The following is a 13091-nucleotide window of genomic DNA, read 5'->3' as shown; positions in this document are numbered from 1 at the left end:
CTTCAATCCAGAACCTTGGTGAAGCGGACGGAAGTGCTGGGCATCGGCGCATAGCCGAGGCTCTGGTAATAGGCCTGCGCCACAAGATTGCCCGGATGGGTGCCGATGATCAGATAGCTGCAGCCGAGGGCGCGGGCCTGATCCTCGCAAGCCGCGACGAGGGCGCGCCCGACGCCCGCGCCGCGCGCGCCCTCCACCACGAAGAGGTGATGCAGGTCCATCCCCCGCGCGCCATAGCCCAGTCGGGCGAGGGGCAGGGTGGCGGCATAGCCCAGAAGCCCCGCCGCGCCCTCCGCCACCAGCACGCGAAACCAAGGCTCCGGCCCGAAGACATCCCGCCACAGGCTCGCCTCCGTCACCGAAGGCATATCGTCGTGATGCCGCGTCAGCGCCTGCACCATGGCCAGCACCTCCGCCAGATCCGCCTCGATCGCCGCCCTGATCCGCATCTTCCCCTCCCTTAAAGCCGAAGGGGTGCAAAGGTCTCCCCCCGCACCCCCCTTCATCCAGACGAAAATATCCCCGCCGGAGGCTCTTAGCCCATCAGCGCCGCGACGCCGGGCAATTCCTTGCCCTCCATCCATTCAAGGAAGGCACCGCCTGCGGTCGAGATGAAGGTGAAGTCCTGCGCCACCCCGGCATGGTTCAGGGCCGAGACGGTGTCGCCGCCGCCCGCGACCGAGATCAGCTTGCCGGCCCGGGTCAGCTCCGCCGCCGCCCGCGCCGCCGCCGTGGTGGCGGCATCGAAGGGGGTGATCTCGAAAGCGCCGAGCGGGCCGTTCCAGATCAGCGTCTTGCAGGTGGCAAAGACCTTCGTCAGTTCGGCCACGGTCTTCGGGCCCGCATCCAGAATCATCTGGTCGGCCGGGCAATCCTTGGCCGCCACGACCTTGTTGGCCGCCCCGGCCTTGAACGCGCCCGCCACGACCACATCGACCGGCAGGTGGATGGTGCAGCCCGCCGCCTTGGCCTTGGCGAGGATCTCCAGCGCGGTCGGCGCCATGTCACGCTCGGCCAGGGACTTCCCGACCTCGATGCCCTGCGCCACGAGGAAGGTGTTCGCCATGCCGCCGCCGATCACCAGGTGATCGACCTTGCTCACGAGGTTGCCCAGAAGCTCCAGCTTGGTCGAGACCTTGGCCCCGCCGACCACCGCCACCACCGGACGCTCCGGCGTGCCGAGGGCGGCTTCCAGCGCCTTCAGTTCCGCCTCCATCAAGCGGCCCGCAGCGGCGGGCAGAAGCCGCGCCAGCGCCTCGGTCGAGGCATGGGCGCGGTGCGCGGCCGAGAAGGCGTCATTGACGAAGATATCGCCGAGAGCGGCCATTTCGGCGGCCAGTTTCGGGTCGTTCTTCTCTTCGCCGGGGTGAAAGCGGGTGTTTTCCAACAGCACCACATCGCCCTGCGCCGCCGATTTGATCGCCTCTTCCGCCACCGGGCCCACGCAGTCGGCGGCAAAGATCACCTTGCGGCCGAGCGAGGCCTCCACCGCGGCGCGGATCCGGCCGAGGCTCATCTCGGGGACGACCTTGCCCTTGGGCCGGTCGAAATGGGCCAGAAGCACGACCTGACCGCCCAGTGCAATGATATCCTCCACGGTGGTGCGGATCTTGTCGATGCGGGTCGTGTCGGTGACGACATCGCCTTCCATCGGCACGTTGATGTCCACCCGGGTCAGGACAACCTTGCCCGCCAGCGCCACATCGTCGATCGTCTTCCAGGCCATCCATGCCTCCTGTCTGATTTGCTCCTGTTTCCGCGCAAAGCCGGCAAAGGTCAACTGTCGGGCCTTTCCCTTGACCCCCGCTTTCGGATAGTTTCTGCGCCAAATGCAAGCCAAGCCCGCGTCCTACCGGCGCGGCGCAACAAAGGACGGACCGATGCCCGAAATCAAGGACCCCGAGAACACGATCATCATCACGCTCAAGGGCGGTGATGTCGTGGTGCAGCTGCTGCCCGACGTGGCCCCCAAGCACGTCGAGCGCATGAAGCTTCTGGTCCGCGAAGGCGCCTATGACCATGTGGCCTTCCACCGCGTGATCGACGGCTTCATGGCCCAGACCGGCGATGTCGAGAATGGCAACATGGAAAAGGACTTCAACCTGCGCCGCGCCGGCACGGGCGGCTCCTCCTATCCCGACGTTCCGGCCGAGTTCTCGAACCTGCCGCATGACCGCGGCACGATCGGGGCGGCGCGGTCGCAAAACCCGAATTCGGCCAACAGCCAGTTCTTCATCAACTTCTCGGACAACCACTTCCTGAACAAGCAATACACGGTCTATGGCCGGGTGATCTCGGGGATGGAACATGTCGATGCGATCACCCGGGGCGAGCCGCCGGCCAATCCGGACCGCATGATCTCTGTCAAGGTGGCCGCCGATGTTGCGTAAGCTTATCGCCGCCGCCGCCCTGGCCCTTCTGTCGACGCCGGTCTTTGCCGAGGGCGACGGTCCGGGCCCGAACCTGGTGATCGAAGTGGCCGGTCAGGCCAATGGCAAGATCGTCATCGACCTGAGCCCCGACATCGCCCCCAAGGCCGTGGCCCAGATCGTGGCCCTGGCCAAGGAAGGCGCCTATAACGGCGTGGTCTTCCACCGCGTGATCGACGGCTTCATGGCGCAGACCGGCGACGTGAAATACGGCAAGAAGGGTGGCGACACCTCGATGGCCGGCATGGGCGGCTCCGAGATGGCCGACCTTCCGGCCGAATTCTCCGACGTGCCCTTCGAGCGCGGTATCGTCGCCATGGCCCGCGCCTCCGACCCGAATTCTGCCAACAGCCAGTTCTTCATCATGTTCGCCCCGGGCGATTTCCTGAACGGCAAATATACCGTGGTGGGCAAGGTGATCGAGGGCATGGATGTGGTCGATCAGATCAAGCGCGGCGAGGGCCAGAACGGCGAGGTCAAGGACCCCGACGTGATGACCAAGGTCACCGTGCAGGAGTGACCGCCGCCTGAAACCAGGGCCCGCCGCACCCCGGCGGGCCTTTTGCTTGGCCCCCACCGCAGGAGAGACAGATGGAACACCGCCGCCTTGGCTGCTCGGGCCTGATGGTTCCCGCCCTGACCCTGGGCACCGGCACCTTCGGTGGGGGCAATGAGTTCTTCAAGGCCTGGGGCGCCACCGATGTGGCCGAGGCGACGCGGCTGGTCGATGTCTGCCTCGAGGCCGGTCTGACCATGTTCGACAGCGCCGATGTCTATTCCGGCGGTGCGGCGGAAGAGATCCTCGGCGCCGCGCTCAAGGGGCGGCGCGATAAGGTCCTGATCTCGACCAAGGCGACGTTCCAGTTCGGGGACGGCGTCAACGAGGTAGGCTCGTCGCGTTATCACCTGATCCGAGCGGTGGAGGCGGCGCTGAGGCGGCTCGGGACCGATCACATCGACCTGTTCCAGCTGCACGGTTTCGACGCCAAGACCCCGCAGGAAGAGGTGATGCGGGTGCTGGACGACCTCGTGACCGCAGGCAAGCTGCGCTATGTCGGCTGTTCCAACTTCTCGGGCTGGCATCTGATGAAATCGCTGGCGGTGTCGGAGAGATACGGCCTGACCCGGCATGTGGCGCATCAGGCCTATTACTCGCTTCTGGGCCGCGATTACGAATGGGAGCTGATGCCGCTCGGCCTCGATCAGGGGGTTGGCGCCGTGGTCTGGAGTCCGCTGGGCTGGGGCCGCCTCGGTGGCAAATACCGCCGCAGCACCCCGATCGACGCCACATCGCGGGCGGTGCAGAACGGGGATGCCGCGCCGCAGGTCCCGGACGACCTTTTTTACGCCGTGATGGATGTGCTGGACGAGATAGCGGCCGAGACCGGCAAATCCGTGCCGCAGATCGCGCTGAACTGGGTGCTGGGGCGGCCGACCGTCGCCTCGGTCATCATCGGCGCCAGAAACGAGGCGCAACTGCGCGAGAATCTCGGCGCGCTTGGCTGGCAACTGACGGCGGATCAGCTGGAGCGGCTGGACGAGGTGAGCCGCCGCCCCAAACCCTATCCCTACTGGCACCAGAGCGGCTTTCACCGCAATCCGACGCCGGTCTGATCCGCGCTGCCGGCGGGGCCGAATTTTCTGCGAAAATTCGAAGGGGGCCTTTCGGCCCCCTTTCTTCTTTCTTTTTGATTTTTCGCAGAAAAATCGTGGCCTCAGCCCAGGATCACCAGGGCATGGCGCTTCTTGCCCGCGGTCAGCTTCAAGGGCTCGGCCAGCTCGCCCGCACCCACCCGGTAGCCCGCATCCAGCACGACCTCGTCATTCATCCTCGCGCCACCCTCGGTGATCAGGCGCTTGGCGTCCTTGCCGGTCGCGGCGAGCCCGGCGCGCACGAAAAGCTGCGCCACGGTGATGCCGGAGGCCAGATCGTCCGGGCTCAGCGCCAGGGTCGGCAGATCGTCGCCCACGCCGCCCTTCTCAAACACTTCCCGCGCCGTGGCCTCTGCCGCCGCCGCCGCCTCCGCGCCATGCAGCAGCGTCGTCACCGCATTGGCCAGGGCAATCTTGGCCACATTGATCTCCGACCCCTGCAAGGCGCCGAGCCTCTCGCAGTCGTCCAGCGGCAGATCGGTGTACAGCTTCAGGAACTTGCCCACATCGGCATCGGTCGTGTTGCGCCAGAACTGCCAGAACTCATAGGGGCTGAGGAGGTCGGCATTCAGCCAGACCGCCCCATTCTGGCTCTTGCCCATCTTCTTGCCGTCGCTGGTGGTCAAGAGCGGCGAGGTCAGGCCGTAAACCTCATGCTCCACGACCCGACGCGTCAGATCGACGCCGTTGACGATGTTGCCCCACTGGTCGCTGCCGCCCATCTGCACCAGACAGCCGTAGCGGCGGTTCAGTTCCAGAAAGTCATAGGCCTGCAGGATCATGTAGTTGAATTCGAGGAAGGACAGCGACTGTTCGCGGTCGAGCCGGGATTTCACGCTCTCGAAACTCAGCATCCGGTTGACGCTGAAATGCTTGCCGATGTCGCGCAAAAAGCCGATGTAGTTCAGCCCGTCCAGCCATTCGGCATTGTTGACCATGATCGCATCGCTCGGCCCCTCGCCGAAGCTGACATAGGGCGAGAAGGCCCGCTTGATCCCGGCGATATTGGCGCCGATCTGCGCATCGGTAAGCAGGGGGCGCTCGTCGGCGCGGAAGGAGGGGTCTCCGATCTTCGTCGTCCCGCCGCCCATCAGAACGATCGGCTTGCCGCCGCATTTCTGCAGCCAGCGCAGCATCATGATCTGGATCAGGCTGCCCACATGCAGGCTTTTCGCCGTGGCATCGAAGCCGATATAGCCCGGCACGACCCCTTTCAGAAACGCCTCGTCGAGCGCCTGATAATCGGTGCAATCGGCCAGAAAGCCACGTTCGATCATCACGCGCATGAAGTCGGATTTCGGATGGTAGGTCATGAGAGCCTCATCTACTAAGGTCGGCAGGCATTAGGGTAGCAGTGCTATAACGGGGGCGGCCATGAAGGGAAAGGGTCTGGAGGCACCGGTCTGGGTGCTGGGCACCATGTCGGGCACCTCGCTCGACGGGGTGGATGCGGCGATGGTGCTGACCGACGGGATCAAGGTGGTCGAATTCGGCCCGCATGCCTATCGCCCCTACAGCGCCGCCGAACAGGCCACGATCCGCGCCGCCTTCGGCCTCTGGCAGGGCGAGCCCGCCGTCGAGGCCGCGGCCGAGGTGGTCGAGGCCGCCCATGTCGAACTGATCTCGCGCTTTTCCAACGTGGCGCTGGTGGGGTTCCACGGCCAGACCCTGGCGCATGACCCGGGCGGGCGCGGCACCCATCAGGCCGGCAATGGCGCGATCCTGGCCGAGGTTCTGGGCCTGCCCGTGGTCTGGGATTTCCGCTCCTCGGATGTCGAGCTTGGTGGGCAGGGCGCGCCCCTCGTGCCCTTCTTCCACCATGCCCTGGCCCGGATGATCGGCGCCACCGTGCCGCTGGCCTTCCTCAACCTCGGTGGCGTCGGCAATGTCACCTGGGTCGACCCGCGTGTCGCCAAGCCCGAGACGGCGGGCGCGCTTCTCGCCTTCGACACCGGCCCGGCCAATGCGCCGCTCAATGACCTGATGCTGGCGCGCCTCGGCCAGACGCTGGACGAGGGCGGCACGCTGGCGCTGTCCGGCACGCCCGACGAGGCCGCCGTCCAGGCCTTCCTCGCCCATCCCTATTTCTACCGGATGCCGCCGAAGTCCCTGGACCGCAACGCCTTTCCCGATCTACTGGAGGCGGTCGCAAAACTCAGTGATGCCGATGCCCTGGCCACGCTCACCGCCTGCGCCGCTGCAGCGGTGGCCAAGGGGGCCGAGCATTTCCCCCAAAGCATCACCCAGCTGCTCGTCGCCGGCGGCGGCCGCCACAACGCCGCCCTGATGCAGGCCTTGAGCCAGCGCCTGCCCAACGTCGCCCCGGTCGAAACCCAAGGCCTCAACGGCGACATGCTCGAAGCCCAGGCCTTCGCCTTTCTCGCAGCAAGGGTCAAAGCCGGCCTGCCGACCTCCTGCGCCTCGACCACAGGCGTGCCCGCAGCCGTCGGCGGCGGCAAGATCAGCCAGCCCTGACCCCTTTCATTGGTCTATAAATATCCTCGGGGGTCCGGGGGCAGACAGCCCCCGGCGCTCTCAACCCGCGGAAGCGCCGGAAATATAGCGCTGCATCGCCGTATCGACGCCCTTGGTCCAGACCTCTTCCAGCGCCGCGGCAAAGCGGGCGACGAAGGCGGCATCCTTGGCCAGATCGCCATAGACCGCATCCATCCCGATCCAGGCCATCGGATTGCCACGCGCCGCCTTGGCATTGGCCTGCAGCATGTCCCAGTTCGGATCGTTCGGCTCTATGACCGCGCCGGCCTCGGTCGTGCCGGCGCAATAGCGGCACCACATGGCGGACAGAAGCGTCAGCCCCTCGGCCTTGGCGCCCGAGGCCAGGACATCGCGGATCGAAGGCACGATGAACTTCGGCTGCCGGTTCGATCCGTCCAGGCACAGCCGCCGCTCGGTATCGGCCACTTCCGGGTTGGAGAAACGCTGCAGGATCAGCTCCTTGTAGGCGACCAGATCCTGGCCCGGCACCGGCGGGACGATCGGCAGGATCTCGCGGCTTTCGATCGCGTCGAGGAATTTCGGGATCAGCGGATCGGCCATCGCCTCATGGACGAAATGGATGCCTTTCAGCCCGCCCGGATAGGCGATGATTGCATGGCCGCCGTTCAGGATGCGGATCTTCATCGCCTCGAAGGCATGGACATGGGAGGTGAAGGTGACGCCGACCTTGTCGAGGGCAGGGCGGCCGGCCGGGAAGTTGTCCTCCAGCACCCATTGCCGGAAGGGCTCGCAGGTCACCGGCACCGGGTCATCGCCCAGGCCGAACTCGGCCGCCATGGCACGCTCGCGCGAGCCGGTGGCGGGGGTGATGCGGTCGACCATGCCGTTGGGGAAGGCGACATTCTCCTTGATCCAGTCGGCCAGCGCGGGGTCCGACAGGCGGGCGGTGCCGACCACGGCATCGGCGGCGACATGGCCATTGCCCGGCAGGTTGTCGCAGGACATCACCGTGAAAGGCACGATCCCCGCCGCCCGCCGCGCCTTCAGCGCCGCGACGATGGCGCCGAAGGCGGTGGCGGGCTTGGCCGGATTGGCGCCATCGGCGGCGATCTCGGGCGCGGTCGGGTCGAACTTGCCGGTCGAATCGACGAAATAGCCGCCCTCGGTCACGGTGAGCGAGACGATGCGGATCGCCGGATTGGTCATCGCGGCGATCAGGCTGGTATTGTCCGGCTCGACCGGCAGGAAGTCGATCATCGAGCCGATCCGCCGCGCCGAACGGCCCGAAGGGTCCAGCTCGATCACGGTCGAAAGGCAATCCTGCGCCTTCATCGCATCGCGCATCCGCGCGTCGGGCGCGCGGACCCCGGCGCCGATGATGGCCCAGTCATGGTCCAGCCCCAGCGCGAAGAGGTCATCCAGATAGACCGCCATATGGGCGCGGTGGAAATTGCCAAGGCCGATGTGGACGATCCCGGCTTTCAGGCTTTTGCGGTCGTAAGCGGGCAGAGTTGCTTGCATGATCAGGCCATCCAGTTGCCGCCGTCCACGCCGAAGCATTGGGCGACGATGTAATCGGCTTCCGGCGTGGCGAGGAAAATCGCCATGCCGGTGAGGTCTTGTGCGGTGCCCATCCGGCCAAAGGGAACGGCGGCGCCGACTTCGCGCTTCTTCTGGCCCGGCACCTTGTTCTCGTAGCGGGCGAAGAAGGCATCCACCCCGTCCCAATGTTCGCCATCGACCACGCCGGGGGCGATGGCATTGACATTGATCCGGTGCTTGATGAGGTCGAGCCCGGCGCTTTGCGTCAGGCTGATGACGGCGGCCTTGGAGGCGCAATAGACCCCCACCAGACCCTCGCCGCGACGGCCGGCCTGGCTGGCCATGTTGATGATCTTGCCGCCTTCGCCGCGCGCCACCATGTGACGCGCCGCCGCCTGCAGGCAGAAGAGCGTGCCCGCGACATTGACACTGAACAGACGGTCGTAATCGGCGCGGGTGATCTCGACAATCGGCGCGGCCGAAAAGAGGGCGGCGTTGTTGACCAGGATATCCAGCTTGCCGAGTTTGCCGATTGCCTCGGCAAAGCCCGCGTCGATGCTGTCCTGCCGCGTCACATCCATCTGGATCGGCACGGCTTTCGGCCCGAGGGCTGCGGCGGATTTCGCCACGGCCTCGGCATTGATATCGGCCAGGGCCACCGTGGCCCCCTCTGCGATATAGGCCCGGGCAAACTCCAGCCCGATGCCACGGGCCGAGCCGGTGATCAGGGCGGTCTTGCCCGCCAGCCTCATGCTGCCCTGGCTCAAGCCGCCCTTGCTCATGCCATGCTCTTTCCGTCCGGGCCGAAGCGGTGCACCTTGCCCGCCTGCGGCATCAGGTTGATCCGGTCGCCGTGGCGCAGCTTGACCTCGCCGCCGGCGCGGACGTTGATCGTGCCAACCGCCTCGGTCTGGACCTTGAGGAACGTGTCAGAGCCGAGGTGTTCGGACAGGCCCACAACGCCGGCCCAGCCGCCGGTTTCAACCAGATCAAGATGTTCCGGCCGCACGCCGATGGTGGTGGCCCCCAGCTTCTGCGCCTCGGCCCCGGTGATCAGGTTCATCTTGGGGCTGCCGATGAAGCCCGCAACGAAGGTATTGGCCGGATGGTCATAAAGCGCCATCGGCGAGCCGACCTGTTCGATCCGCCCGGCGTTCAGCACGACGATCTTGTCGGCCATGGTCATCGCCTCGACCTGGTCATGGGTCACATAGATCATCGTGGTCTTCAACTGCTGGTGCAGTTCGGTAATCTCCTGCCGCATGTTGACGCGCAGGGCCGCGTCAAGGTTCGACAGCGGCTCGTCGAAGAGGAAGGCGGCGGGTTCGCGAACGATCGCTCGGCCAATCGCGACGCGCTGGCGCTGGCCACCGGAAAGCTGCCCGGGACGGCGGTCGAGGTAGTTGGTCAGGTTCAGCACCTTGGCGGCGGACTGCACCTTGGCCTCCTGCTGTTCCGGCGTCATACCGGCCATCTTCAGCGGGAAGGCGATGTTCTTCCGGACCGACATATGCGGATAAAGCGCATAGGACTGGAACACCATCGCCAGACGGCGCTGCGCCGGGGGCAGGTCGGTGGCATCCTTGCCGTCGATCGCGATCTGGCCCGAGGTCACATCCTCCAGCCCGGCGATCAGCCGCAGCAGGGTGGACTTGCCGCAGCCGCTCGGGCCTACGAAGACGACGAACTCGCCGTCTTCGATGTTGAGGTCGATCGAGGGGATGACATCGACATCCCCGAAGGATTTGCGCACGGCGTTGAGAGTGATTTTACCCATTTTGTCCTCACTTCACCGCGCCAAAGGTCAGGCCACGGACGAGTTGCTTTTGGCTGAACCAGCCCAGGATCAGGATCGGCGCAATGGCCATGGTCGAGGCCGCCGAGAGTTTTGCGTAGAACAGCCCCTCAGGCGAGGAATAGCTCGCGATGAACTGCGTCAAAGGTGCCGCGTTATGCGTGGTCAGTTGCAGGGTCCAGAAGGCCTCGTTCCAGGCGAGGATCACGTTCAGGAGCATGGTGGAGGCGATGCCCGGCACGGCCATCGGCGTCAGGATATGGATGATCTCCGACCGCAGGGTGGCGCCGTCCATCCGCGCCGCTTCCAGGATCTCGCCGGGGATTTCCTTGAAGTAGGTGTAAAGCATCCAGATCACGATCGGCAGGTTGATCAGCGTCATCACGGCGACCAGCCCGGTGCGGGTATCCAAGAGCCCGAGGTTCTTGAAGCCGAGGTACATGGGTATCAGCACCCCCACCGCCGGCATCATCTTGGTCGACAGCATCCACATCAGCAGATCCTTGGTCTTGCGGCCCGGCACGAAGGCCATGGCCCAGGCCGAAGGGATCGCGATGATCAGAGCGAGGATGGTGGAACCGACCGAGATCACCACCGAATTCATGAAGTGCAACGAGTAGTTGGAGCGGGTCTGCACCTCGGCGTAACTGTCAAAGTTCCAGGGCGAGAGCAGCATCTCCAACGGGTTCTTGATCGCGTCGCCCTCGCTGTGAAAGCTCATCAGGATGGTCCAGAGGATCGGAAAGAAGATCAGCAGACCAATGCCCCAGGCGGCGACGGTGGTGACGGCTTTGCGGGTGTTTGTGACTTTGCGTGCCATGATTGTTGCCCCTCATGCGTCCAGGTTCTTGCCGATCATCCGCATCACGAAGAAGGCGACGATATTGGCCAGGATCACCGCGACGATACCGCCGGCCGAGCCCCCGCCCACATCGTAGTTCAACAGCGACTGCACATAGACCAGGTAGGTGATGGTGGTCGACGCGGTGCCGGGGCCGCCATTGGTGGTCACGAAGATCTCGGCAAAGACCGACAGAAGGAAGATGGTCTGGATCAGGATGACCACGGTGATGGCGCGGGTCAGGTGCGGCACCGTCAGGTAGATGAAGCGCGACATCCAGGAGGCGCCATCCATCTCGGCCGCTTCCTGCTGCTCGCTGTCCAGCGATTGGAGAGAGGTCAAGAGGATCAGCGTCGAGAAGGGCAGCCATTGCCAGGCCACGATGACGATGATCGACAGAAGCGGCGATTGGCTCAGGAAGTCATAGGGCTGCATCCCCAGACCCTTGGCGATATGGGCGAACATGCCATTCACCGGGTTCATGAACATGTTCTTCCAGACCAGCGCCGACACGGTGGGCATCACGAAGAAGGGGGCGATGACCAGAACCCGCACGACGCCCTGGCCCCAGAAGGGCATGTCCATCAACAGGGCCAGAAGCACGCCGCCGACCACGGTTATCAGCAGCACGCCGACCACGATCGCCACGGTGTTCCACAGCGCCTGGAGGAAGGCGTGATCGGTGATGAAGTAATAGTAGTTCGAAAATCCGGCCCATCCGGTGTTTTGCGGGCTCAGAAGATTGTAGTTGATGAAGCTGAAGTAGATCGTCGTGGCCAGGGGCACGATCATCCACAGAAACAGCAGGATGACCGAGGGTGCCACCATGAAGCGGGCGGCAAGGCGCGAATGCTGGGTGGCCATGACGGACTCCAAACGCGAATTTCAGGGGAATTTGGGGGGGAAAGATGCGGGGCCGCCCTTGGGAGACGCGGCCCCGCCCTGTCAGCTGGTTACTTGATGTAACCGGCTTTGGTCATCGCTTTGGTCACCAGCTCCTGCGCGTTCTTCAGCGCATCTTCCGGCTTGGTGGTGCCCGCCAGAGCGGCAGAGAACTGCTGGCCGACTTCGGTCGCAAAGCCCTGGAACTCGGGGATCGCCACGAACTGCACGCCGGTATAGGGCACCGGGTCCACGGTCGGATGCGTCGGGTCAGCCGCGTTGATGCTGTCCAGCGTCATCTTGGCGAAAGGCACCTTGGCATAGTCCGGGTTCGCATAAAGCGAGGTGCGGGTGCCCGGAGGCACGTTGGCCCAGCCTTCTTTCGACGCAACCAGCGCCAGGTAGTCGGGGTTGGTCGCCCAGTCGACGAAGGTCTTGGCAGCCTCGACCTTCTGCGAACCGGCCGGGATGGCCAGCGACCAGGCCCAGAGCCAGTTGCCGCGCTTGCCCAGACCATTGTCGGGGGCGAGGGCGAAGCCGATCTTGTCGGCCACGGTCGAGTCCTTGCCGGTCACGAAGGAAGCCGCCACGGTGGCGTCGATCCACATGGTGCAATGGCCCTGCTGCATCAGCGCCAGGTTCTCGTTGAAGCCGTTGTTCGAGGCGCCGGGAGGACCGTCGTTGGTCATCAGGTCCAGGTAGAAGGCGATCGTGTCGGCCCAGGGCTTCTGGTCGAACTGCGGCTTCCAGTCCATGTCGAACCATTTGGCGCCGAAGGAGTTGGACATGGCGGTCAGGAAGGCCATGTTCTCGCCCCAGCCGGCCTTGCCGCGCAGGCAGATGCCATACTGCTCTTTCGCCTTGTCGGTGGTCGCGTCGGCGATTTTCTTGATGTCGGCCCAGGTCGGCGCGTCGGGCATCTTCAGGCCGGCCGCTTCGACGAGGTCCTTGCGGTACATGACCATCGAGCTTTCGCCGTAGAAGGGCGAGGCATAGAGATGGCCATCGACCGTCAGACCGCCGGCGATGGCGGGCAAGAGGTCGTCTTTCTTGTAGTCCGCCGGCAGATCGTCCAGCGAGACCAGCCAGCCCTGCTTGCCCCAGATCGGAACCTCATAGGTGCCGATGGTCAGAACGTCGAACTGACCGCCCTTGGTGGCGATGTCGGTCGTGACTTTCTGACGCAGGACGTTCTCTTCCAGCGTGACCCAGTTGACGTGAATGTCAGGGTGCTTGGCATAGAAATCATCCATCAAGCCCTGCATCCGGATCATGTCGCCGTTGTTCACGGTCGCCACAGTGATCTCGGTCGTCTCGGCCATGGCCATACCCGACAGGGTAAGCGCGGCCGTCGCGCCAAGAAGCGCGCGCAGCGTCATTTGCATTGGTATCCTCCCAGATCAGCGATTGAGCATTTCATCGCTTAGTGGGCAATTACTCATACGAAGGTGTGATCCGTCAAGCCCCATTCCACGCCGCAGTTGCGAAGGGA

At 64.7% G+C, this 13091-nt stretch carries 13 protein-coding genes; 4 read left to right on the top strand and 9 right to left on the bottom strand.

What is annotated here, in order from left to right:
* Positions 1-2: 2 nt before the first annotated feature.
* Positions 3-449, bottom strand: coding sequence for an N-acetyltransferase family protein (locus AC1DZT_RS03190; protein WP_478005154.1), 447 nt, complete (start codon positions 447-449; stop codon positions 3-5).
* Positions 450-535: 86 nt separating this feature from the next.
* The gene (locus AC1DZT_RS03185; RefSeq protein WP_478005153.1) at positions 536-1726 is read right to left on the bottom strand and encodes a phosphoglycerate kinase; all 1191 of its coding nucleotides are present in this window, start codon (positions 1724-1726) and stop codon (positions 536-538) included.
* 154 nt (positions 1727-1880) lie between these two features.
* Here AC1DZT_RS03185 and AC1DZT_RS03180 point away from each other — a divergent pair, with 154 nt between their 5' ends.
* From AC1DZT_RS03180 to AC1DZT_RS03170, 3 genes are all read left to right on the top strand, one after another.
* A complete protein-coding gene (locus AC1DZT_RS03180) occupies positions 1881-2390 on the top strand; it encodes a peptidylprolyl isomerase (protein WP_478005152.1) in 510 nt (169 codons plus the stop codon).
* Complete coding sequence (locus tag AC1DZT_RS03175) at positions 2380-2949, top strand: peptidylprolyl isomerase (RefSeq protein ID WP_478005151.1); 570 nt, start codon at positions 2380-2382, stop codon at positions 2947-2949. Before AC1DZT_RS03180 ends, AC1DZT_RS03175 begins: the two co-directional genes overlap by 11 nt.
* Before the next feature lie 71 nt (positions 2950-3020).
* Positions 3021-4043, top strand: coding sequence for an aldo/keto reductase (locus tag AC1DZT_RS03170; RefSeq protein ID WP_478005150.1), 1023 nt, complete (start codon positions 3021-3023; stop codon positions 4041-4043).
* A gap of 101 nt (positions 4044-4144) precedes the next feature.
* On the opposite strand, the gene tyrS is transcribed toward AC1DZT_RS03170, so the two are convergent.
* A complete protein-coding gene (tyrS, locus tag AC1DZT_RS03165; RefSeq protein ID WP_478005149.1) occupies positions 4145-5395 on the bottom strand; it encodes a tyrosine--tRNA ligase in 1251 nt (416 codons plus the stop codon).
* 61 nt (positions 5396-5456) lie between these two features.
* Here tyrS and AC1DZT_RS03160 point away from each other — a divergent pair, with 61 nt between their 5' ends.
* Positions 5457-6557: an anhydro-N-acetylmuramic acid kinase gene (locus tag AC1DZT_RS03160; protein ID WP_478005148.1), complete on the top strand. Its 1101-nt coding sequence runs from the start codon at positions 5457-5459 to the stop codon at positions 6555-6557.
* A 60-nt stretch (positions 6558-6617) separates the two neighbouring features.
* Here AC1DZT_RS03160 and AC1DZT_RS03155 read toward each other — a convergent pair whose 3' ends face one another.
* From AC1DZT_RS03155 to AC1DZT_RS03130, 6 genes are all read right to left on the bottom strand, one after another.
* Positions 6618-8060 carry a mannitol dehydrogenase family protein gene (locus tag AC1DZT_RS03155; RefSeq protein ID WP_478005147.1) on the bottom strand — a complete coding sequence of 481 codons (1443 nt, stop codon included), beginning with the start codon at positions 8058-8060 and terminating at the stop codon, positions 6618-6620.
* A gap of 2 nt (positions 8061-8062) precedes the next feature.
* A complete protein-coding gene (locus tag AC1DZT_RS03150) occupies positions 8063-8833 on the bottom strand; it encodes an L-iditol 2-dehydrogenase (protein WP_478005503.1) in 771 nt (256 codons plus the stop codon).
* A 26-nt stretch (positions 8834-8859) separates the two neighbouring features.
* Positions 8860-9858, bottom strand: coding sequence for an ABC transporter ATP-binding protein (locus AC1DZT_RS03145; RefSeq protein ID WP_478005146.1), 999 nt, complete (start codon positions 9856-9858; stop codon positions 8860-8862).
* A 7-nt stretch (positions 9859-9865) separates the two neighbouring features.
* Positions 9866-10696 carry a carbohydrate ABC transporter permease gene (locus AC1DZT_RS03140; protein ID WP_478005145.1) on the bottom strand — a complete coding sequence of 277 codons (831 nt, stop codon included), beginning with the start codon at positions 10694-10696 and terminating at the stop codon, positions 9866-9868.
* A gap of 12 nt (positions 10697-10708) precedes the next feature.
* A complete protein-coding gene (locus tag AC1DZT_RS03135; RefSeq protein WP_478005144.1) occupies positions 10709-11581 on the bottom strand; it encodes a carbohydrate ABC transporter permease in 873 nt (290 codons plus the stop codon).
* Between the two features lie 89 nt (positions 11582-11670).
* On the bottom strand, positions 11671-12984 hold the full coding sequence (locus AC1DZT_RS03130) for an ABC transporter substrate-binding protein (protein WP_478005143.1): 1314 nt from the start codon (positions 12982-12984) through the stop codon (positions 11671-11673).
* Between the last annotated feature and the right edge of the window lie 107 nt (positions 12985-13091).

The sequence above is a fragment of the Rhodobacter sp. P1_C2 genome (assembly GCF_056406375.1).
This window is presented reverse-complemented; position numbering and strand designations above follow the sequence as displayed.

Bases quoted from the DNA above. Each gene is read 5' to 3' on its own strand.
- tyrS (WP_478005149.1), bottom strand. From the start codon at position 5,395: ATGACCTACCATCCGAAATCCGACTTCATGCGCGTGATGATCGAACGT.
- AC1DZT_RS03190 (WP_478005154.1), bottom strand. From the start codon at position 449: ATGCGGATCAGGGCGGCGATCGAGGCGGATCTGGCGGAGGTGCTGGCC.
- AC1DZT_RS03155 (WP_478005147.1), bottom strand. From the start codon at position 8,060: ATGCAAGCAACTCTGCCCGCTTACGACCGCAAAAGCCTGAAAGCCGGG.
- AC1DZT_RS03135 (WP_478005144.1), bottom strand. From the start codon at position 11,581: ATGGCCACCCAGCATTCGCGCCTTGCCGCCCGCTTCATGGTGGCACCC.
- AC1DZT_RS03175 (WP_478005151.1), top strand. From the start codon at position 2,380: ATGTTGCGTAAGCTTATCGCCGCCGCCGCCCTGGCCCTTCTGTCGACG.
- AC1DZT_RS03145 (WP_478005146.1), bottom strand. From the start codon at position 9,858: ATGGGTAAAATCACTCTCAACGCCGTGCGCAAATCCTTCGGGGATGTC.
- AC1DZT_RS03160 (WP_478005148.1), top strand. From the start codon at position 5,457: ATGAAGGGAAAGGGTCTGGAGGCACCGGTCTGGGTGCTGGGCACCATG.
- AC1DZT_RS03185 (WP_478005153.1), bottom strand. From the start codon at position 1,726: ATGGCCTGGAAGACGATCGACGATGTGGCGCTGGCGGGCAAGGTTGTC.
- AC1DZT_RS03180 (WP_478005152.1), top strand. From the start codon at position 1,881: ATGCCCGAAATCAAGGACCCCGAGAACACGATCATCATCACGCTCAAG.
- AC1DZT_RS03130 (WP_478005143.1), bottom strand. From the start codon at position 12,984: ATGCAAATGACGCTGCGCGCGCTTCTTGGCGCGACGGCCGCGCTTACC.
- AC1DZT_RS03140 (WP_478005145.1), bottom strand. From the start codon at position 10,696: ATGGCACGCAAAGTCACAAACACCCGCAAAGCCGTCACCACCGTCGCC.
- AC1DZT_RS03170 (WP_478005150.1), top strand. From the start codon at position 3,021: ATGGAACACCGCCGCCTTGGCTGCTCGGGCCTGATGGTTCCCGCCCTG.
- AC1DZT_RS03150 (WP_478005503.1), bottom strand. From the start codon at position 8,833: ATGAGGCTGGCGGGCAAGACCGCCCTGATCACCGGCTCGGCCCGTGGC.